We start from the raw sequence: 20,735 nt of genomic DNA, 5'->3' as shown, positions 1-20,735 counted from the left end.
CTCATTTAAGCTATTGGGAACAAAATATCGAGATTATCTTCAGAATATCGCTGCTTGAAAAAGTTAACAACGCTCTTATCGTTGATAAAGAAAAGAGGGTGAATCGCGTATTACGACACACCCTCCTTGAAAAAAAGGCTAAAAAAAATATTGTCAAGAACTTGCATGTTTCAAAAATGTGTAGTACTTTTACACCCGCAATCGAAAGGTGACACGGTGGTGTCATAAGCTACGAAAATTGACAAAATGAAATCGTAACCAAGTCGTAACCATTAAATTTAGTGTTGCGTCTAAGTTGCTGATTAAAAAGATATTAGAGGCGGCAGGTGCGATTACCGTCCGCACCGCTCTCCGAAAGAAAAAACAATTAAAGAAAGCCTTGATTTTTAACAAAATCGAGGCTTTCTTCTTTTTCCATTCATCCCTCACTTTTGAAAAAAGCTTGTTTGCGCACACAGAAAAATACGTAGAAAGGCTTGTAGTTCATAAATTATGCTTAAATTTGCCGCGATTTGTAATGCTCACTTTGCAAAATGGCGGATACTATAAAACATCAAGGTATTGTGGAAAACATCAACGGTACCCATCTACAAGTGCGGATTGTTCAAACTTCTGCTTGTGCTGCATGCAGCATCAAGGGACACTGTACCTCGGCCGACGCTAAAGAAAAACTGATCGACGTGACCTGCGAGGCTGCGGCGGAAACATATCGTCCCGGCGACCGTGTATGGGTGAAGGGCCAATTGTCTATGGGCATAATGGCCGTCCTGCTGGCTTTCGTGGTGCCTTTTCTGGTGCTGGTCGTTTCTCTTTTTGTTTTTATGGCTATTTGGAACGACGAACTCGGTGCGGCGTTGGGCGCGCTGTTTCTGCTCGTGCCTTACTATTTTATATTGTGGCTGAACAAGTCGCGTTTGGGAAAGAAATTTTCTTTTTCCATCCAACCGATGAACTAACTAATAATTCAAAACAATTAATAAACAACTAACTTTATGAATGTAATTCTGATTGCAGTGATTTCGTTAGGAGTGATAGCGCTGGTACTGGCTGCCATCCTGTATGTCGCTTCCAAGAAATTCGCCGTGTATGAAGATCCGCGGATTGCTCAGGTGGCTGCTGTGCTGCCCCAGGCAAACTGCGGTGGATGTGGTTACCCAGGTTGTAGCGGATTTGCCGACGCTTGCGTGAAGGCTGGTTCGCTGGAAGGTAAACTTTGTCCGGTTGGCGGACAGCCGGTCATGGCAAAGGTTGCCGATATCCTCGGTTTGGCCGCTGCCGCTTCTGAACCGATGGTGGCAGTAGTAAGATGTAATGGTACTTGTCAGAACCGTCCGCGCATCAACCAGTATGACAGCGCGAAGAGCTGCGCCATTGCGGCTTCGCTGTATGGTGGTGAAACCGGTTGTAGCTATGGCTGTCTGGGATGTGGCGACTGCGTGTCGGCCTGCCAGTTCGGTGCCATCCGAATGAATCCCGAGACAGGGCTTCCCGAAGTGGACGAGACCAAGTGTACGGCCTGTGGTGCGTGTGCCAAAGCTTGTCCGCGCAACATTATCGAAATTCGTCCCCAGGGCAAGAAGTCACGTCGCGTGTACGTACAGTGTGTCAACAAGGATAAAGGTGCCGTGGCACGCAAGGCTTGTACGGCTGCCTGCATCGGTTGTGGCAAGTGCGTGAAGGTATGTGCTTTCGAAGCCATTACGCTGGAGAATAACCTGGCTTACATCGATCCGAACAAGTGTAAATCTTGCCGTAAGTGCGAAGAGGTTTGTCCGCAGAACGCTATCATTGCCCTGAACTTCCCTCCGCGTAAGCCGAAGACGGAAGAAGGAGCCGCTCCGGCTGCTGCCTCGAAGACTGCTGCTCCGAAGGCAGAGGCTCCCAAAGCCGAGGCTTCAAAACAGACTCCCGAAGCCCCCAAAGCCGAAGCATAATCAACTAGAATCATAAACGACTAAAATACAGAATTTGTATGTTGAAAACATTTTCAATCGGTGGTGTTCATCCACACGAAAATAAACTTTCAGCACATCAGCCCATCATCAAGGCAGAAGTTCCTGCCAAGGCCGTCATTCTGTTGGGGCAGCACATCGGTGCTCCTGCAAAGCCGATTGTAGCCAAGGGTGATGTTGTGAAAGTAGGTACGAAGATTGCCGAACCCGGTGGCTTTGTATCAGCAGCTATTCATTCGTCTGTCAGCGGTAAAGTTGCCAAGATTGATACGATTGTCGATGCCAGCGGTTACGCTAAACCTGCCATCTTCATCGACGTGGAAGGCGACGAATGGGAAGAAAGCATTGACCGCACCGATACGCTGGTGAAGGAATGCAACCTGACTCCCGAAGAAATTGTCAAGAAGATAGCCGATGCTGGTATTGTAGGTATGGGTGGTGCCTGCTTCCCCACGCAAGTGAAGCTTTGCCCGCCTCCTGCATTCAAGGCAGAATGTGTCATTATTAATGCTGTGGAATGTGAGCCTTACCTGACGGCCGACCACCAGCTGATGCTGGAACATGCCGAAGAAATCATGGTAGGTGTGACGATCCTGATGAAAGCTGTCAAGGTGAACAAGGCATTCATTGGTATTGAAAACAACAAGCCCGACGCTATCCAGCTGATGACGAAGGTTGCTTCTTCTTATTCTGGCATCGAGGTAGTTCCCTTGAAAGTGAAATATCCGCAGGGCGGTGAAAAGCAGTTGATCGACGCCATTATCAAGCGTCAGGTGGCTGCCGGTGCATTGCCTATTTCTACGGGTGCCGTAGTGCAGAACGTAGGTACAGCCTTCGCTGTGTATGAAGCTGTGCAAAAGAACAAACCGTTGTTCGAACGTGTCATCTCTGTAACAGGTAAATCGCTGACGAAACCTTCCAACTTCCTGGCACGTATCGGTACGCCGATGCAGCAACTGATCGACGCTTGCGGTGGCCTGCCCGAAGATACAGGCAAGATTATCGGCGGTGGGCCGATGATGGGTAAGGCATTGGTCAATACCGATGTTCCTACCGCTAAAGGCAGTTCCGGTATCCTGATCATGAACAACAAGGAAGCCAAGCGCGGAGCCGTACAGCCTTGTATCCGTTGCGCCAAGTGTGTAGGTGCCTGTCCGATGGGATTGGAGCCTTTCCTGCTTGCCACGGTTTCGGCTCACGGCGATTTCGAACGTGTGGAAAAAGAGGACATCATGTCGTGCATTGAGTGTGGTTCATGTCAGTTCACTTGTCCGTCCAATCGTCCGATGCTTGACTACATCCGTTTGGGTAAAGCTAAGGTCGGAGCTATGATACGTGCCCGTCAGGCCAAGAAGTAAGAATAGTAAAGAACAGAATTCAAGAACATTTATGAATAAATTAATTGTATCCCTTTCGCCCCACGTTCATGGAGGTGACAGCGTGAAGAAGAATATGTACGGCGTGCTCATCGCACTGCTGCCGGCCTTCCTCGTGTCCCTCTACTTTTTTGGAGTGGGTGCTTTGATTGTGACTTTGACTTCCGTATTGGCTTGCGTGTTCTTTGAGTGGGCCATCGGTAAGTTTATCATGAAGAAAGAAACTACGACCATTTGCGACGGTTCGGCTATTATCACAGGTGTGTTGCTGGCCTTTAACTTGCCATCCAATCTGCCTGTCTGGATTATTATCATTGGTGCTTTGTTTGCCATTGGTGTCGGCAAGATGTCGTTCGGTGGTTTAGGTTGTAATCCTTTCAATCCTGCTTTGGTAGGTCGTGTGTTCCTGTTGTTGTCTTTCCCTGTGCAGATGACGAGCTGGCCGGCTGTGGGGCAGTTGACTGCCTATACGGATGCCGTGACTACCGCCACTCCGCTGGCTATTATGAAAGGTGTGGCCAACGGCGCTCCCGGCTTTTCCATGGATCAGCTTCCCGGTGCTTTGGACTTGTTCTTTGGCAACAATCCCGGATGTATCGGTGAGGTAAGTGCCGTGGCTCTGTTGCTGGGGCTGGTGTACATGCTTTGGAAGAAAATCATCACTTGGCACATTCCCGTGTCCATCTTGGTGACCGTGTTTTTATTCACCACCATCATGCACTATGTGGATCCTGCCAGATATGCTGATGGCCTTACTCATTTGCTTTCCGGTGGTCTGATGCTGGGTGCCGTGTTTATGGCAACTGATTATGTGACATCTCCGATGAACCATAGAGGAATGCTGATCTATGGTGTCTGCATCGGCTTGCTGACGGTGGTCATTCGTTTGTTCGGTGCCTATCCCGAAGGTATGTCGTTCGCCATTCTCATCATGAACGCGTTCACTCCGTTGATTAATACCTATGTCAAACCAAAACGCTTCGGGGAGGTAGCTAAGAAAAAATGAAAAAATTAGAATCATCTTTAAAGAATATGTTGCTGGTGCTTACGGGGGTAACTGCCATCTCCGTAGCGTTGCTGGCTTATGTGAATGAACTGACCAAGGAACCCATTGCTGCGGCCAACGCCAAGACGTTGAGCGACGCTGTGAAAGCGGTGGTGCCGGGCTTTGATAATGATCCCATTGCCGAGAAGAAGATGCAGGAAGTGAACGGTGTGGAGTATGCCGTATATCCGGCTACCAAAAGCGGTGAATTTATCGGTGCTGCCGTAGAAGCTTCAGCCATGGGTTTTGGTGGCGAACTGAAGGTGCTGGTAGGCTTTGACGCTCAAGGGAATATTCTTGATTATTCATTGCTGTCGCATGCCGAGACACCGGGTCTGGGTTCGAAAGCCGACGTCTGGTTTAAGAAAGGGGCGAAAGGTGACATCACTGGAAAGAATCCTGGTGCGACACCGTTGACCGTCAGCAAGGACGGTGGTGAGATAGACGCCATCACGGCTTCTACCATTACTTCACGTGCTTTCTTGAACGCGGTCAACGTAGCATATGCGGCATATGCAGGGCAGAATAGTGCCGATGGTGTAACGGGAGCCACCACTCAACAGAATGTAGAACAAAACACGGACGGAGTTGCCGCTGCCGACTCCATCAGTGGTAAATAAGAAAGGAGCGTGATTTATGAATAACTTTAAGGTTTTGATGAACGGCATTGTCAAGGAGAACCCCACATTTGTGCTTTTGCTTGGCATGTGTCCTACGTTGGGAACTACTTCTTCCGCCATGAACGGCATGGGCATGGGACTGGCTACGGCTTTTGTGCTCATTTGTTCTAATGTGGTTATTTCCGCTATCAAAAATCTGATTCCTGACATGGTGCGTATTCCTGCGTTTGTGGTGGTCATCGCTTCGTTCGTTACGTTGTTGCAGATGATTATGCAGGCTTACGTGCCGGGGCTTTACGCGACGTTGGGTCTGTTTATCCCGTTGATTGTGGTGAACTGTATCCTGTTGGGACGTGCTGAGGCTTTTGCGGCCAAGAATGGGCCACTGGCTTCCATGTTCGACGGTCTGGGTATGGGATTAGGTTTCACTGTGGGACTGACCCTGCTGGGCGCCGTGCGCGAATTGTTGGGCACGGGTAAGATATTCGGACTGACTATCATGCCCGAAGATTATGGTATGCTGGTGTTTGTGCTTGCTCCGGGTGCTTTTATTGCGTTGGGTTACCTCATCGCCATAGTGAACCGCTTGAAGAAAGCCTGAGATAAACAGTGATTTTTCCCTACTTTAATTAAACAGTGATTATGGAATATATATTGATATTTATATCGGCAATCTTTGTAAACAACATTGTGTTGTCTCAATTCTTGGGTATTTGTCCGTTCCTCGGTGTTTCCAAGAAAATTGATACGGCATTGGGTATGGCGGCAGCCGTAGCTTTTGTGTTGACCCTTTCTACGATAGTCACATTCCTGATTCAGAAATATGTGCTCGATGCGTTGGGGCTCGGTTACTTGCAGACTATTACGTTTATCCTGGTCATTGCCGCCTTGGTACAGATGGTGGAAATCATCTTGAAGAAAGTCTCTCCTTCGCTGTATCAGGCACTAGGTGTTTTCCTCCCGCTGATTACCACGAACTGCTGCGTATTGGGTGTGGCCATCCTTGTGATTCAGAAAGACTATGATTTGCTGACAGGTGTGGTTTACGCTTTTTCAACGGCGCTTGGTTTTGGACTTGCTTTGACTATTTTTGCGGGTATCCGCGAGCAGTTGAGTCTGGTTAACATTCCGAAAGGCTTGCAGGGTACGCCTATCACCTTGATCACGGCCGGCTTGCTGGCTATGGCTTTTATGGGCTTCTCAGGTGTTGTGAAAATTTGAGACGCTGACATGCGTTTGAAATAGTGACGTGTCGGTCTGTTTGAGAAGAAGTGGAAACACTTTTCGGAACTAAAAAACAGGTCGGCACGTTTTTTTCTCAAATTCTTGTATAAAATTAAAAATATTTGCTACTTTTGTAGCATTAAATCGACCTAAAAACTAAAAGACTCTATTATGAAAGAAAGAATATTAGTGACAGGAGGTACCGGATATATTGGTTCTCATACTGTTGTAGAACTTCAAAACGCAGGTTATGAAGTAGTTATCATTGACAATTTGTCTAATTCCAGTGCTGATGTAGTAGACAATATTGAAAAGGTATCAGGTATCCGTCCGGCGTTTGAGAAACTTGATTGTTTGGATTTTGAGGGACTTGACGCCATGTTCTCCAAATATACAGGCATTAAAGCAATCATTCATTTTGCTGCCAGCAAAGCTGTGGGTGAGTCTGTCGAGAAACCTTTGAAATATTATCGCAATAATTTGGTTTCTTTGATTAACTTGCTTGAGTTGATGCCTAAACATGGGGTAGAAGGAATTGTATTTTCTTCTTCATGTACGGTATATGGTCAGCCCGATGTTTTGCCTGTAACAGAAGCTGCGCCTATTAAAAAGGCCGAATCTCCCTATGGCAACACCAAGCAGATCAATGAAGAGATTATTCGTGATACCGTAGCTTCAGGTGCGCCTATTAATGCTATCATGTTGCGTTACTTCAATCCGATCGGTGCTCATCCAAGCGCATTGCTCGGCGAATTGCCAAACGGTGTTCCCCAGAATCTCGTTCCTTACCTGACGCAGACAGCTATCGGAATCCGCGAGAAATTGAGCGTATTCGGTGATGATTATGATACTCCTGATGGTTCTTGTATCCGCGACTTCATTAATGTAGTCGATCTGGCCAAGGCACATGTGGTAGCTATTAACCGCATTCTGCAGCACAAGCAGAAGGAGAAAGTGGAAGTGTTCAACATCGGTACAGGTCGTGGTCTCTCTGTACTTGAACTCATTAAAGCTTTTGAAACTGCGACAGGTGTGAAGCTAAACTATCAGATTGTAGGCCGTCGTGCCGGTGATATTGTAAAAGTATGGGCTGACCCGACATTGGCTAACGAGGAGCTGGGTTGGAAGGCTGAAACCTCAATTGAAGATACTGTACGTTCTGCATGGAACTGGCAGTTGAAACTTCGTGAAAGAGGCATTCAATAAAGAATAACAGATTAAATAAGAAAAAATACATAACCTCATTGAACAAATGTTTCATGATATTTGTTCATTGAATGCAATATGTCGCCGATATGTGTATGTGAATATCCATGGAAGGTGTTTTATGTGAAAACATAATAGGCATAATTGCATAGTAGTTTTGTCGTGTTTTATTTTGTGTTTGTGTTGTGAATAGGTCCTGTCGTGACGACAGGGCCTATTTTTATTATTATGCTTGCTATTTGCATGTAGAGGGGGTAGATCTGGTGAATATATAAAGTAACATTTATTGTGATTTCTTCTTCTTAAAGCTAATACATGTTACATTCGCAGGGCAATACTCAAAAAAAGTGAAAGAGACTTGTTTCTTACAAGATGTACTCTTACTTTTGGGAATACATTTTAAATAATTAAAGCAATATGAAAAAATTAATCTTATCTCTTGCACTGTGTTGTGCAGCAACAAACTTTTTTGCTCAGGAAGCAGATCTCGCAAAATTGAGAGACGACGGTATCGCAGCCTTGGAAGCCAAGGATTATCAAAAAGCCTATACCAATTTCAGTAATTATCTGAACCAGACAAACAATCAAGACTCAGTTATCGCATTTAATTGTGGTATTTGTGCCGATAAAATAAAGAAATCTGAAGATGCTGTGAAATACTTTGATATAGCTGTACAGAAGAAATACAATCTGGTTAATGCTTATATCGGAAAAGCGGGTGCATTAAAAGACTTGAAAAAGAACGATGAATATCTTGCTACTATTAAGGAAGGGTTGAAAGAAGTTCCGGGCGACAAGTCTCTGACCAAGATGTATACCACTTATTATCTGAACGCTGGTATTACAGCACAGAAAGCCGGTAAGACAGCAGCTGCTGAAGAAGCATACAAAGAAATTTTGGAAGTTCAGAAAAACAATACAAATGCTTTGTACAGCCTTGGTGCATTGAAATACAACGATGCTACCAAGACATTGGCTACTGACAGAGATAAGGCTAAAACCATTTATACAGAGGCTAAGGGTTATTTGGAGTCCGTTGCCAAGCTTTTGACCAACCCAAAGCAAAAAGCAATGTTGGACAATGTAAATGGTATGCTGAAGCAAATTGATATTCAGTTACAAGCTGAGTAATTCATTTCTGTCTTTAGAGAAAGAATAAAAGAGGGTGCGTTCATGTAACGCATCCTCTTTTTGTATATATTAATCCGGACTTAGTTTGTAAGCTCAATGATTATGTTTCTAAAGTAAAGCTTTAGGAACATAAAGTACTACTTTACATCGCTCAAGTAGAGGTTTGTTGTTATTAAATGAAAAGAGAAGGTGTGTCAAAAAGCACACCTTCTTTGTTTAGCACAAAGCCCCGACTTTCACAAGCTGGGGCTTTGTTATTACCTAAAGATTTTGTATCTTTAAGCCTAAAGATTTATACATATGGCAAAGACACTCATTTAAGCTATTGGGAACAAAATATCGAGATTATCTTCAGAATATCGCTGCTTGAAAAAGTTAACAACGCTCTTATCGTTGATAAAGAAAAGAGGGTGAATCGCGTATTACGACACACCCTCCCCTTTTAATTTCTAACGCCCCTTACTTCTTTCTTTTCAACACAACAGCTGTACGCGCAGGGATATATAGTTTCATCCATTCTTTCTTTTCCTTCTTATAGAGAGGGTCGGGGATGGTGAAATGTTTCACGCTGTCGTCGGCAAATCCGTAACCTCCATAAGCGGGATCGTCGGTGTTGAGAATAACTTCGTAACAACCGGCGGGTACCAGGAATCCGTAGTCGGTGAACGACTGCTTTGGATTGAAATTGAAAACAAATACCAAATCCTTACGCATATAGGCGAGTATCTGGTCGCCGTCGTTGTGCCAGATTTCCTGTACGGGAGTGGCCTGGAAGTTTTTAATGCTCTTGATGACCTGCAGCATGGCAGCGTCGAAGTCGCCCAAGTAGTGGTAGGCCAGGTTCTTGTTGTCCACCAGGTTCCATTGGCGACGGGCATACTTGCACGACCATCCGTTGCCTTCGCGTGGGAAGTCTATCCATTCGGGATGTCCGAACTCGTTGCCCATGAAGTTGAGGTAACCTCCATTGATAGTAGTGGCTGTCAGCAGGCGGATCATCTTGTGCAGGGCAATACCACGTTTCACAACGTAATTCTCGTCGCCTTTCTGCATGTGCCAGTACATGTCTGCGTCTATCAGGCGGAAGATGATGGTTTTGTCGCCCACCAGTGCCTGGTCGTGGCTTTCGGCATACGAGATGGTCTTCTCGTCGGAACGGCGGTTGGTTACTTCCCAGAACATGCTTGAAGGTTTCCAGTCTTCATCGATCTTTTCTTTAATAGTTTTAATCCAGTAATCCGGGATATTCATGGCCATTCGGTAGTCGAAGCCGTATCCTCCATCTTCGTACTTGGCGGCCAGGCCGGGCATACCCGACACTTCTTCAGCTATAGTGATTGCTTTAGGATTTACTTGATGAATCAGTCGGTTTGCTAAGGTCAGATAACAGATGGCATTGTCATCCTGATGGCCATTGAAGTAGTCGCCATAGTTGCAGAATGCTTCTCCCAGTCCGTGGCTGTAGTAGAGCATGGAGGTCACACCGTCGAAACGGAAACCGTCGAAGCGATATTCTTCCATCCAGTACTTACAGTTGGAGAGCAGGAAGTGAATGACTTCATTTTTGCCATAGTCGAAGCAGAGTGAGTCCCATGCCGGATGTTCGTGGCGGTCGCCGGGATAGAAGTATTGGTTGGGGTCGCCGGCAAAGTTGCCCAAGCCTTCTACTTCGTTCTTCACAGCGTGTGAATGCACAATGTCCATGATGACTGCAATACCCATGCTGTGAGCCGTATCAATCAGTTCCTTCAGTTCATCGGGAGTGCCGAAGCGTGACGAAGCGGCAAAGAAGCTAGACACGTGGTAACCGAAGCTGCCGTAGTAAGGGTGCTCTTGGATAGCCATGATCTGGATACAGTTGTAGCCGTCCGCAGCTATACGTGGCAAAACTTTTTCTTGAAATTCTTTATAGGAGCCTACTTTTTCTTCCTGTTGCGCCATGCCGATGTGGCATTCGTAGATCAGCAATGGATCGGTTGCCGCTTTGAAGGCGCGTTTTTTCATTTTGTACGGTTTCTCGGGATCCCATACCTGCGCACTGAATATCTTAGTTTCATCATCTTGTACGACGCGGGTGGCCCATGCAGGAATGCGTTCGCCGCATCCGCCTTCCCAGTACACTTTCAGTTTGTACAGGTCGCCGTGTTTCAGTACGTCAGCCGGGAGTTTCAGTTCCCAATTACCGTTGTTTTTACGTTTCAGGCTGAATTTTTTCTCTTCCTTCCAGCCGTTGAAAGTTCCAATCAGAAAAATTTGGGTAGCGTTGGGAGCCCATTCACGGAAAACCCAGCCGCTTTCAGTACGATGCAGACCGAAGTAAAGGTAGCCGGATGCAAAGTCAGAGAGCGTCTTTTTTCCATTATTTGTTAGCTCGGCTTCCTTGCTTATCGCATACTGATGACGTCCGTTTATGGCATCGGCATAAGGCTCCAGCCAAGGATCGTTTTTTATGAGATTAAGTGTTTCCATAACGGATGAGTTTTATTGTTGGTTCTATTTAATTTAAGCTTTTACTTTAACGATAATTTTCTTCACGCCATCGGGAGTGATGCCAGGAGCATGTCCGTCCTGAGGGAAGAAAATGGCAAACATGCCGGGTTTCACGTCGATGTAGCTTTCAGCCAGTCCCTCGAAGAAGGTAATGTCTTTTTCTGCGTTGTAAAGGGCATCAGCAGGCAGGCAATCGCAAGCGGGGGTATAACCCATAATTTCGGTTCCTGATAAGGGGATTTGAATGTCGATAAAGTCTCTGTGGGTTTCAAGGCGTGCTTGTTCTTTGGTCTTGGGCTTGGTCTCCGTTACGTTTACAAGCAGGTCCTTGCCTTTCAGTTCAGTTTTGCCAAGCTCAAGCGTATTCAAGTCACGCGATTTCAAAAACTCAACGGCTTGGGCGAACAGAGGGTTCAGTGATACATACTTTTCTATGTTTTCCAGTTTGTCTATTACCATAATCCAAATGTTTTAGTTAGTTATACTCAATTTTATTCGAAATCATCTATTGTGTAGTTTACGAAGTCTGCAAAGCGTTTCATCTGACGGAAGATATCTGTTGTACGGTCCAAGAAATCTGGAGCCAGAAAGAAATCGTCAGACAAGGGACAGTTGACGGTATATTCCTTGCATTGCAGGTATTTCAGGTAAGGGAAATTCTTGGGAAAGCCTTTCGGGGCAGTTTTCAGGAATGTTTCGCCGACGACAGGGAAGTAGTGGCTGAAAGCGGGATCTTCCACAATAGCTCGGAACTCGTCGATATTGTCATATACGGCTTGGCGCAAGGCTTTCAGCAGGGCAGGAGGGGGACAATAGCTTCCTCCGGCCAGCAGACAGTTACCGGGTTGCAGGTGGATGTAGTAGCCACAATGATCTGATTTTTTTCCTTTGGCGTTGATATAGCCTCCCATATGTATTTTGTAGGGCGTTTTATCTTGGCTGAAACGTGTGTCGCGGTAGATGCGGTAGGTACAGTCTTTGGCTTCGATACCACGAATCGTTTCGTCGAACGTTGAAATGCGTGCGATGACAGCCGTTAAGAGATTTTCGAATTCACTACGGGCCGATTCGTAAGCATCGCGATGGGCATTGAACCAGTCGCGATTATTATTGGCGGCCAGGTCTTTCAAATACCGGAATATAACAGGAATGTCCATATTCTGTCTCTTTTTATCAATGTGACAAACTTACGAATAATATTTCTAAAATGCCAAATAATGGTAAAAAAAAGCATCGGTTTTGGGGTAAACCGATGCTCTTAAAGCATTCATTAAATCAACAGACGCCTCTGTTGTGCCTCCACCTACTTTCACAAGCCGGCTTCTGGTCTCAATTAATCTTATATCTAATACTATGAAAAACACATTTATATAACAGACGAAGTATCTGTTTTGTTCAGCAGGAAAATGATTTTTTCTCTTATCTTTGCGGAAAAAATAAGAAGAAACATCATGAAAGAGTATTCATACGATGAAGAAAGTGTCAAGGCCTTGTGTGATTGGGCGGTTCACGCCACTTTCCCGAAAGAGGTGGATTTGAACGAGGCAGAGCATATTTTCGATGTAGACCGTTATGTTCAGGCCAATTTGAACGATATCAAAGCGCATTACCCTGATCCGTTTTATCATCCGGCTATTACGCGATTGTATCTGTTGAAAGATATTATGGAAGGAAAGGATACGGAGTAACGCTGCAAGAAAACGGATAATGATTCTGATAGGTGATGCCCGACATATTTCGTCCTTGATGCAAAATTCTGCATCAGGGACGGTGTGCCGGGCATTTCTTTTGTCTGTTTACAGCGTGAACTTCAGTATCTTTGCGCTGTATCCTTTAACGGTTATGTCTGTGGCCTTGTAGGGCAGCAGGCAGACGGTTTCTTCGACGCCAGTGAGCAGATCGACGGCCTGGTAGTGTTCTACTTGCGGCATTTGCAGGTAGCTGAAGGCGTGGGAAGGGATGTTGACTGCCACGTCGGCAGTGGCGGAGTCGAAGTTGGCGACGATGAGCAGCACTTCGTTGCCGTGTTTGCGGAGGAAGGCATACTGGCGGTGTTCGTTGAAGCGCCAGCCGCCAATGTTGGCATACATCAGGTCGAAGAACAGGCCGTGGGCAATGGCTTCCTCTTGACGGCAGAGGGTGAGGACGCGCTGGTAAACGTCATGCAGACGTTGTTCGTCGTCGGTCAGCATGCGCCCGTCGAACTTGCCGCCGTCGCGCCAACGGCGGATGGTCCCCACACTCCAGTAGTCGAAGATAGTGGTACGTCCGTCGCGTCCGCTGAAGCCTTCGTGATCCATGCCGGGTTCGCCAAACTCCTGTCCGAAGTAGATCATCATGGGGTTGGTATTCATGCAGGCCGATACGACCAAGGCAGGGATGGCTTTCCAAGGATTTCCGGCAAAAAAGTCGGAGGCGATGCGCTGTTCGTCGTGGTTTTCCAGGAAATTGAGCATGCGTTGCTCGATGCCACCCAAACTTTGCCAGCAACGGGTGATGGCGGTAGCCGATTCGTTACTGCAGACGATGGTGCGGAGTGTATCGTAGAGTCCTACCTTGTCATACAGGTAGTCGAAGTGGCCGCGGTCCAGGTAGTTGCGATATTCGTAGGGGTTATAGACTTCGGCGATGAAGAGCAGATGGGGATACTTTTCTTTTACTTGTGGGATGGCCCATCCCCAGAATTCGACGGGCACCATCTCCGCCATGTCGCAGCGGAAGCCGTCTATGTCTTTCGCGGCCCAAAAGAGGAGGATGTCCCGCATCTTTTCCCACGTGTCGGGGATAGGGTCGAAGTGGCGGGTGCCACCGTTCTGGTAGTCTACGCCGTAGTTCAGTTTCACTGTCTCGTACCAATCGTCAATCGTAGGGCAAGCATCGAAGCGGTTGTTGCCCGTAGCTTTGGCGGGATATTCATGATAGGGTTCAGCAGCACTGCCTTGCATGTCGAACTGCCCGTGGAGCTCGCTTTGCGGGATGTAGTAGAAGTTGTTGTAGGGGCTAAAGGCATAATGTGGATCGTCGTTGGCACCAAGCTGTGAAGTGCCGTCGGGCTGGGCGTCGGAGTGGTATTGGCGTGCCACGTGGTTGGGCACAAAGTCTATGATGACTTTCAGGCCGGTGCGGTGGGTACGCTGTACCAGATTTTCGAATTCCTTCATACGTCCGGGAACGTCCTTGGCCAAGTCGGGGTCTACGTCGTAGTAATCCTTGATGGCATAGGGCGAACCGGCCTTACCCTTGACTACGGCAGGATGGTCGGGGCGGATGTTGTAGCGTCGGTAGTCAGTTTGTGTGGCGTGCTCGATGATGCCCGTGTACCAGACGTGCGTGGCACCCAGCCGCTTGATTTCGCCCAGGGCCTTACCCGTGAAGTCGGCCATTTTACCGCAGCCGTTTTCGGCCAGGCTGCCGCCGTGGATGCAGTGGTTATTGTTGTTTCCGAAGAGTCGGGTGAACACTTGGTAGATGATGAGTTTGTTGTCGATGTCGTTCATGGTTTTTTATGTTATTACTGTTGGGTTGTTGATCGGGTTTTCATTTTTCTTCCGTCTTCCAGAGGCTCCCGTTTTCCTCCAGCAGGCGGGCAATGGTCTCCTGTGTCGTTTCGTAGCCGTGCATGAAGATTTCCTCCGCTTTTTCCAGTTCGCGGTTGCTGTAATCGGCCAGATTGGTGGGCTCGATGAGCAGATCGGCCTTCTCGCGTTCGGGGAAGGTGTTGGAGCGGAACATGAAGTTGTACGAGCGCAGGGCGATGCTGACAATGTTCATTTTGTACTTGGGCGCCAGCAGGGGGCTGACGTTGATGGCCACTACCTTCTCGCAGATACGCCGGATGATGCTCACGGGCAGGTTCATCAGCACGCCACCGTCCACGTAGTTGGTGCCGTCGATGCAGACAGGTGCAAAGAGCACCGGCATGCAGCACGAGGCGGCCACGCGCTCGGCAATGTCACCCTTGTGGAAGTGGACTAGCCGTCCATGGTCCAGGTCGGTAGCCGTCACGATGAGCGGCGTCTTCAGTTGCTCCAGGCGCTTGGCCTTGAGGTTGGTGCGCAGGAAGTCGATGAATTCGTCCAGTTCGAACAGCCCCACTTTGGGGATGACCAGCTTCGTCAGATCCTGGAACGTGTGGCCGGCGAAGAAGCGAAGCACGTCGTGCGGCTCGTTGCCGTCGGCATAAAAGACGCCCGCCAAGGCTCCGGCACTGACGCCGGAGAGGACGTCGGGGCGGATGCCGTGCTCCAGCAGGGCCTGCATGACGCCCAGGTGGGCAAAACCCTTGATGAAGCCCCCGCTCAGGGCGAAGCCTGTCGGGTATTTATAAGTGAAATAGTTGTTGGCAGTCGCTTCCATAAACATGTTTTTTATCGGGCACGAAGTTAGTGATTTTCTCAAAAGAAGAAAGAAAGTCGGGCAGAAAAACGCATTCGGCAGGGTTCCCGAGGCCTTGTTTGTGTAGAAAAATATTTTTTTCTGCTCTTCCGAGGGGTCGGACAGGTAGCTAAAATCTTTTGGCAAACGAGACGCTCCCCCTTCCGGTGCGAGGCAGGGCCTTCGGAGGCCGCCTGCGGTGCGGAAGGGGGAGCGTTTCAGAAGCGGGACCTTTCGGGACCCCTTATTTGCGGGCCAGAGCACGGAGCACCCAGTAACCGCCCAGCCACTGGAGCAGCATGCCCGGTACGCCGATTCGGAAATCTTGTGCAGCCAGGTGGAAGTCGCCGCAGAGCAGCCACTCGAAGCCTGTGCCAACAACCTGATAGGCCAGTACGGCGGCGAGCAGGCCTCCGAACAGCACCTTGTCCTTGGCCCGACGGGCTACGATCGAGGCGGCCACGGCCAGCAAAGTGGACTTGATGAGGATGGCGGGTAATACGGCGGCAGCAGGCATGGCGAAAAGCAGGTGGTTGACTACGGGCGACAGAACGGCTGTCAGCAGACCCACGCGCAGCCCGAATTTATAGGCGGCCACGAGTGTAAAGAAGTAGATGGGCAGCAGAGTGGGGCCTCCCAGCGGCAGAAGGTGGCAGAGCTGCGGCAAAAGGATGTTGCCTGCTACGAACAGCAGGGCAAATAGATAGGTTTTTACGTTCCCGAACGGGAGGGAATAGAGTTTTGCAGATGTATTCATCATCATGGTTTTTATGTTCTTTATAGGTTACACAATCAGTTCGTAGTTGCGGGTGCCGATACCGATGGCTTCGGCGTGTTCCAGTCCGGCCTGCCAGTTGGTGTTGGGGTGGATGAGGTGGAACTTGTCGCAGCCGCAAAGGTCGTCGTGCTCGTGCTTGTTGCCCAGCACATTGTTACCGTGGAGCACGGGCGTCTGGTTCACCAGATCCGCGCAGGCCTGGTCGAGAGCCACGGGATCGGTCGAAGCCAGGATGCCCAGGTCGGGGATGATGGCGGCGTCGTTGTGGTTCCAGCAGTCGCACTCGGGCGATACGTTCATCACGAAGCTGACGTGGAAGTGGGGCTTGTCCTTGAGCACGGCCTTGGTATATTCGGCTATCTTGTAGTTCATGTTCTCCGACGTGTCCCAGCTACCAACAACGGCACCGTCGTGCTGGCACAGGGCGACGCACTGTCCGCAGCCCACGCACTTCGAGTAGTCAATCTCGGCTTTGCGGTCGGCGTTCAGATGGACGGCGTCGTGGGCACAGTGCTTCACGCAAATGTTGCAGCCGATGCAGTTCGCCGTGTCAATCTTCGGTTGGGCGGAGGCGTGTAGTTCCAGTTTGCCGGGAACAGCGGCGGCTCCCATGCCCAGGTTCTTCAGCGCGCCGCCGAAGCCAGCCTGTTCGTGTCCTTTGAAGTGGGTCATGCTGATGATGATGTCTGCGTCAGCGATGGCGGTACCGATTTTGGGTGCCTTGCAGTATTTGCCGTCAATGGGTATTTCGCGGTAGTCCGTGCCCTTCAGGCCGTCGGCGATGATGACCTGACACTGGGCGGAGATGGGGTTGAAGCCGTTTTCCATCGCACTTTCCAGATGGTCCACGGCGTTGGCGCGGCGGCCGGAGTAGAGCGTGTTGCAGTCGGTCAGGAATGGTTTGGCGCCGTAGCTGCGCAGCAGGTTCGCCATGCGTGCGGCGTAGTTGGGGCGGATGTAGGCCAGGTTACCCGGCTCGCCGAAATGTATCTTGATGGCCACGAAACTGTCCTTCAAGGGCAGTTGGGCGATGCCTGCCTTCTTCACCAGGCGCTCCATCTTGTCGAGCAGGTTGGAGGTGGGCGAAGTGCGCAGGTCTGTGAAGTAAACTTTTGCTTTTTCCATGTCTTTTTACCTATTCGTAATTACATCTGTGGCAAAATTAACGGAAAATATCCATATAAATAGGTATTTGTAACTAAAAAAATCAGCCGTCGCCTTTCTTTCCGTAATCGGGGTAGCGACGGCTGTAATCGGTGTACATATGTGGATGTCTCAATCTATGAATTTCAGGCAGACAGGTTTGGTTGTTTTGATGCGTCGGCCCGTGTCTGTCAGCAGGCCGGTCGAGGCGTCGCGGGCGAAGATCTGGATCTCGTCGGTGTCGCGGCAGGCCACAAGCAGATACTGTCCGTTGGGAGTTAGAACGAAGTTGCGTGGATGGATGCCCGTTGGCTGATAACCCGCCTTGCTGAGCGTGCCGTCCTTGGTGTTAATGCGGAAAATGGCCAGTCCGTCGCCTTTCAGACGGTTGGAGGCGTAGAGGAAGCGTCCGTCCTGCGAGAGGTGGATGTCGGCGCTGCCTCGAGCATCCAGCGTATCGGCCTGGATGGTCTGCATCAGCCTCAGGCTATCGCCGTCATAAGTGAAGGCCATTACTTCGCCGGAAAGTTCCGTGATGAGGTAGGCAAAGCGGCCGTCGGCGGAGAATACGGCGTGACGTGGGCCGGAACCGGGGGCCAGGAGGATGTCCGAAGCACGCTGTCTGTCCACTAGCGGCGTGTTACTGCCCTTCTGTCGGGTGTTCAGCGGGAAGCTGTGGATGCGGTCGGTACCTAGGTCGTTAGCCAGCAGGTAACGGTTGTCCGGTGTGAAGTAGACAAAGTGCAGGTGGGGAATGGCCTGGCGTTCCTTGTCGGGACCGCTGCCTTCGAAGCCGATGGTCTGTCCTGGCTTCAGGCGGCCTTCTCCATCGAGCGGAAAGAGGGAAATGTTGCTGCCGTTGTAGTTGGCCGTTACGACGTAGTCCTCTTCAGGGCTCAGCGCAATGTGACAGGGGGCAGCACCCTGCGTGGGCTGGGAGTTGATGAGGGTCAGGGTACCGGTGGTGGCGTCGAAGGTCAGTGCGTTGGCACAGGCCGTGCCTCCGTCGTCTTCTCCTACGCTGTATACCCGCTTGCCGTCCTTCGATACAGTCTGGTAGGAGGGGTTGGAGATACCTTTCACTCCGCTCACGTATTCTCCTTCGCCGGTTGCTTGGTTGAATTTATAGACTTTGATGCCTTCCTGGTCGGCAGGACCGTAACTTCCCACCAACATATAGAGAGTATCCGAAACGGATGTTGTGGCTGCTTGCTGGGACTTCTTTCCTGTGCAGCCTGTCAGTATAGCGATGCCTGCACAGCATAAGATTAGTTTCTTGTTCATAGCTCATTAAGGATAAAAAAGGCTGCGTCGTTCAGAAGATGATGCAGCCTTTTATGTGATTTTTATAGAATTTAGGATTATGCGATACCGTGGGCATTGACTGTGCTGTCAATCTTCTTGATCAAGCCCTGCAGTACGGCGCCGGGGCCGCATTCAGTGAATTCGGTAGCACCGTCGGCAATCATGTTCTTTACAGACTGTGTCCAGCGTACGGAAGCCGTGAGCTGTGCTACGAGGTTCTTCTTGATTTCTGCCGGGTCGGTGTGGGGCAGGGCATCCACGTTCTGGTAAACAGGGCACTTCGGCGTGTGGAAGTTGGTGGCGTTGATGGCAGCTTCCAGTTCCACCTTGGCAGGATCCATCAGCGGAGAGTGGAAAGCACCGCCTACCTTCAACGGCAGGGCACGCTTGGCACCGGCTGCCTTCATCAGTTCGCAAGCCTTGTTGATGCCTTCGATAGAGCCGGAGATAACAATCTGTCCCGGGCAGTTGAAGTTGGCAGCTACGCAAACTTCGCCTTCCTTGCTTACCTGTTCGCAGATTTCCTCAACCTTCTCGTCCGGCAGGGCGATGATGGCAGCCATGGTAGAGGGATGAGCCTCGCAGGCCTTCTGCATGGCCATGGCACGTGCATACACCAGCTTCAGGCCGTCCTCAAAGCTCAGGGCACCGGCAGCAACCAGAGCCGAAAATTCGCCGAGCGAGTGACCGGCAGTCATTTCGGGCTTGAAATCGTCGCCCATGCAGAGGGCGGAAATAACGGAGTGGAGGAATACGGCAGGCTGTGTCACCTTGGTCTGACGGAGGTCTTCGTCCGTACCGTTGAACATGATATCAGTAATGCGATATCCGAGGATATCATTGGCTTTTTCAAACAATTCTTTGGCCAGAGCCGAGTTTTCGTACAGGTCTTTGCCCATTCCTACGAATTGGGCGCCTTGGCCCGGAAATACAAATGCTTTCATCTTTTTAATTATTTGGTTTTGTAAAAAATAAGCTTTTGTTTCTGAAAAGCGCTGCAAAGGTAGGTCTTTTTCTGTTAACCACCACACAAATTCAGTCTTTTTGTGCAATCGGGTGTGTTTTCTTCTTTGGAATACAATAAGATGATCTCTCTGGCTACCCCTTTCTTCTCGCCGAAAGTCTTGATAATAGATATGTTGCGCCCTGCCGTAGGTATTGCGGCTTACAATTATCCTTTTCCATTTCTATACATATTGTATTTCATATGATAAGAAGCTTTTTATATATTGTACTATATATGATATGTATTTATTTGTAAAATAGAAATTTACTATATGCTTAAAAACATGCTTTCTGCTTTTATATTTTTTATAAACATGCCTATATTTGCACTGCAAAACAAAAGAAGAAATAAACGATATGGAACATGCAATGCCACTTGCCAATAACCACATCTCTGTAGATTGCGTCGTTTTCGGTTTTGACGGAGAGCAACTGAAGGTGCTGCTCGTGAAGCGAATGGGAGAGGAGAGCGGTGAAATCTTCCACGACATGAAACTGCCCGGCAGCCTGATTTACCAGGATGAAGACCTGGACGGTGCTGCCAAACGCGTGCTAAACGAGCTGACGGGACTAAAGTCGGTACGCTTGACACAGTTCAAGGCTTTCGGCTCCAAAGACCGCACGAAAAACCCCAAAGACGTTCACTGGCTGGAAAGAGCCATTCAGTCGAAGGTGGACCGTATCGTGACCATTGCCTATCTGTCGCTGGTAAAGACCGATCGTGCCCTCAGTAAGAATCTGGATGACTATCAGGCTTGTTGGGTAGCTTTGCCTGAAGTGAAGGACCTGGCTTTCGACCACAACCTGATTATTCGCGAGGCGCTGATCTTCATTCGTCAGTACGTCGAGTTTAATCCTTCGATGTTGTTCGATCTATTGCCTCGTAAGTTTACCGCCCAGCAGTTGCGTCGCCTTTATGAACTGATATATAATAAGACCATCGATGTGCGAAACTTCCACAAAAAGATAGCAATAATGGACTACGTGGTACCGTTGGAAGAGAAGCAACAGGGCGTGGCACATCGTGCGGCACGCTATTACCGATTTGACAAAAAAATCTATAATAAAAAAAGAAGATAAACGATC

Annotated in this window: 22 protein-coding genes; 13 read left to right on the top strand and 9 right to left on the bottom strand. The window is 49.0% G+C overall.

Features of this window, described 5'->3' with window-relative positions; genetic code table 11:
* From BQ8005_RS17580 to BQ8005_RS17310, 11 genes are all read left to right on the top strand, one after another.
* The coding region (locus tag BQ8005_RS17580; RefSeq protein ID WP_234983986.1) for a hypothetical protein at positions 1-212 on the top strand (212 nt) is incomplete at its 5' end.
* A gap of 321 nt (positions 213-533) precedes the next feature.
* On the top strand, positions 534-956 hold the full coding sequence (locus tag BQ8005_RS02710) for a SoxR reducing system RseC family protein (RefSeq protein WP_075316956.1): 423 nt from the start codon (positions 534-536) through the stop codon (positions 954-956).
* A gap of 36 nt (positions 957-992) precedes the next feature.
* A complete protein-coding gene (locus tag BQ8005_RS02705; protein ID WP_021848237.1) occupies positions 993-1,934 on the top strand; it encodes a Fe-S cluster domain-containing protein in 942 nt (313 codons plus the stop codon).
* Between the two features lie 38 nt (positions 1,935-1,972).
* The gene (gene rsxC, locus BQ8005_RS02700) at positions 1,973-3,310 is read left to right on the top strand and encodes an electron transport complex subunit RsxC (RefSeq protein WP_021848236.1); all 1,338 of its coding nucleotides are present in this window, start codon (positions 1,973-1,975) and stop codon (positions 3,308-3,310) included.
* Positions 3,311-3,341: 31 nt separating this feature from the next.
* Positions 3,342-4,334 carry an RnfABCDGE type electron transport complex subunit D gene (locus BQ8005_RS02695; RefSeq protein ID WP_075316955.1) on the top strand — a complete coding sequence of 331 codons (993 nt, stop codon included), beginning with the start codon at positions 3,342-3,344 and terminating at the stop codon, positions 4,332-4,334.
* Positions 4,331-4,993 carry an RnfABCDGE type electron transport complex subunit G gene (locus BQ8005_RS02690; protein ID WP_075316954.1) on the top strand — a complete coding sequence of 221 codons (663 nt, stop codon included), beginning with the start codon at positions 4,331-4,333 and terminating at the stop codon, positions 4,991-4,993. Before BQ8005_RS02695 ends, BQ8005_RS02690 begins: the two co-directional genes overlap by 4 nt.
* Before the next feature lie 16 nt (positions 4,994-5,009).
* Positions 5,010-5,594 (top strand): electron transport complex subunit RsxE, encoded by a 585-nt coding sequence (gene rsxE / locus BQ8005_RS02685; protein WP_075316953.1) that lies wholly within the window; start codon positions 5,010-5,012, stop codon positions 5,592-5,594.
* 41 nt (positions 5,595-5,635) lie between these two features.
* Entirely contained in the window at positions 5,636-6,214 is a 579-nt protein-coding gene (rsxA, locus tag BQ8005_RS02680; RefSeq protein WP_021848232.1) for an electron transport complex subunit RsxA, read from the top strand.
* 174 nt (positions 6,215-6,388) lie between these two features.
* The gene (gene galE / locus BQ8005_RS02675) at positions 6,389-7,423 is read left to right on the top strand and encodes a UDP-glucose 4-epimerase GalE (protein ID WP_021848231.1); all 1,035 of its coding nucleotides are present in this window, start codon (positions 6,389-6,391) and stop codon (positions 7,421-7,423) included.
* A gap of 417 nt (positions 7,424-7,840) precedes the next feature.
* The gene (locus tag BQ8005_RS02670) at positions 7,841-8,554 is read left to right on the top strand and encodes a tetratricopeptide repeat protein (protein ID WP_021848230.1); all 714 of its coding nucleotides are present in this window, start codon (positions 7,841-7,843) and stop codon (positions 8,552-8,554) included.
* Between the two features lie 176 nt (positions 8,555-8,730).
* Positions 8,731-9,000 carry a hypothetical protein gene (locus BQ8005_RS17310; protein ID WP_075316952.1) on the top strand — a complete coding sequence of 90 codons (270 nt, stop codon included), beginning with the start codon at positions 8,731-8,733 and terminating at the stop codon, positions 8,998-9,000.
* 13 nt (positions 9,001-9,013) lie between these two features.
* On the opposite strand, the gene BQ8005_RS02660 is transcribed toward BQ8005_RS17310, so the two are convergent.
* Genes BQ8005_RS02660 through BQ8005_RS02650 form a run of 3 tightly spaced genes read right to left on the bottom strand, consistent with a single transcriptional unit; the run spans position 9,014 to position 12,201 of the window.
* Positions 9,014-11,023: an alpha amylase C-terminal domain-containing protein gene (locus BQ8005_RS02660; RefSeq protein ID WP_075316951.1), complete on the bottom strand. Its 2,010-nt coding sequence runs from the start codon at positions 11,021-11,023 to the stop codon at positions 9,014-9,016.
* A 33-nt stretch (positions 11,024-11,056) separates the two neighbouring features.
* Entirely contained in the window at positions 11,057-11,503 is a 447-nt protein-coding gene (locus BQ8005_RS02655; protein ID WP_075316950.1) for a NanQ anomerase/TabA/YiaL family protein, read from the bottom strand.
* A 32-nt stretch (positions 11,504-11,535) separates the two neighbouring features.
* A complete protein-coding gene (locus BQ8005_RS02650; protein WP_075316949.1) occupies positions 11,536-12,201 on the bottom strand; it encodes a DUF2461 domain-containing protein in 666 nt (221 codons plus the stop codon).
* 294 nt (positions 12,202-12,495) lie between these two features.
* On the opposite strand from BQ8005_RS02650, the gene BQ8005_RS02645 reads away from it, so the two are divergent.
* The gene (locus tag BQ8005_RS02645) at positions 12,496-12,732 is read left to right on the top strand and encodes a DUF6965 family protein (RefSeq protein WP_075316948.1); all 237 of its coding nucleotides are present in this window, start codon (positions 12,496-12,498) and stop codon (positions 12,730-12,732) included.
* A gap of 108 nt (positions 12,733-12,840) precedes the next feature.
* Here BQ8005_RS02645 and BQ8005_RS02640 read toward each other — a convergent pair whose 3' ends face one another.
* The 6 genes from BQ8005_RS02640 to fabD all read right to left on the bottom strand — a co-directional run bounded on the left by BQ8005_RS02640 (position 12,841) and on the right by fabD (position 19,588).
* Complete coding sequence (locus BQ8005_RS02640; RefSeq protein ID WP_075316947.1) at positions 12,841-14,541, bottom strand: alpha-amylase family glycosyl hydrolase; 1,701 nt, start codon at positions 14,539-14,541, stop codon at positions 12,841-12,843.
* 40 nt (positions 14,542-14,581) lie between these two features.
* Positions 14,582-15,400 (bottom strand): patatin-like phospholipase family protein, encoded by an 819-nt coding sequence (locus BQ8005_RS02635; protein ID WP_075318863.1) that lies wholly within the window; start codon positions 15,398-15,400, stop codon positions 14,582-14,584.
* Positions 15,401-15,662: 262 nt separating this feature from the next.
* Complete coding sequence (locus BQ8005_RS02630; protein WP_075318861.1) at positions 15,663-16,175, bottom strand: ECF transporter S component; 513 nt, start codon at positions 16,173-16,175, stop codon at positions 15,663-15,665.
* A 27-nt stretch (positions 16,176-16,202) separates the two neighbouring features.
* A complete protein-coding gene (locus BQ8005_RS02625; RefSeq protein WP_075316946.1) occupies positions 16,203-17,321 on the bottom strand; it encodes a DUF362 domain-containing protein in 1,119 nt (372 codons plus the stop codon).
* A 150-nt stretch (positions 17,322-17,471) separates the two neighbouring features.
* Positions 17,472-18,623 carry a lactonase family protein gene (locus BQ8005_RS02620; protein WP_075316945.1) on the bottom strand — a complete coding sequence of 384 codons (1,152 nt, stop codon included), beginning with the start codon at positions 18,621-18,623 and terminating at the stop codon, positions 17,472-17,474.
* A 77-nt stretch (positions 18,624-18,700) separates the two neighbouring features.
* Positions 18,701-19,588 carry an ACP S-malonyltransferase gene (gene fabD / locus BQ8005_RS02615; protein ID WP_075316944.1) on the bottom strand — a complete coding sequence of 296 codons (888 nt, stop codon included), beginning with the start codon at positions 19,586-19,588 and terminating at the stop codon, positions 18,701-18,703.
* 418 nt (positions 19,589-20,006) lie between these two features.
* Between fabD and BQ8005_RS02610 the strand changes: the two genes are divergently transcribed.
* Positions 20,007-20,729 (top strand): NUDIX hydrolase, encoded by a 723-nt coding sequence (locus tag BQ8005_RS02610; protein WP_394334090.1) that lies wholly within the window; start codon positions 20,007-20,009, stop codon positions 20,727-20,729.
* Positions 20,730-20,735 lie beyond the last annotated feature (6 nt).

The sequence above is a fragment of the Bacteroides togonis genome (assembly GCF_900130135.1).
Lineage (GTDB): Bacteria > Bacteroidota > Bacteroidia > Bacteroidales > Bacteroidaceae > Bacteroides > Bacteroides pullorum.
Note: the sequence above shows the minus strand (reverse complement) of the source record. Positions and strands in the feature narration are given on the sequence as shown.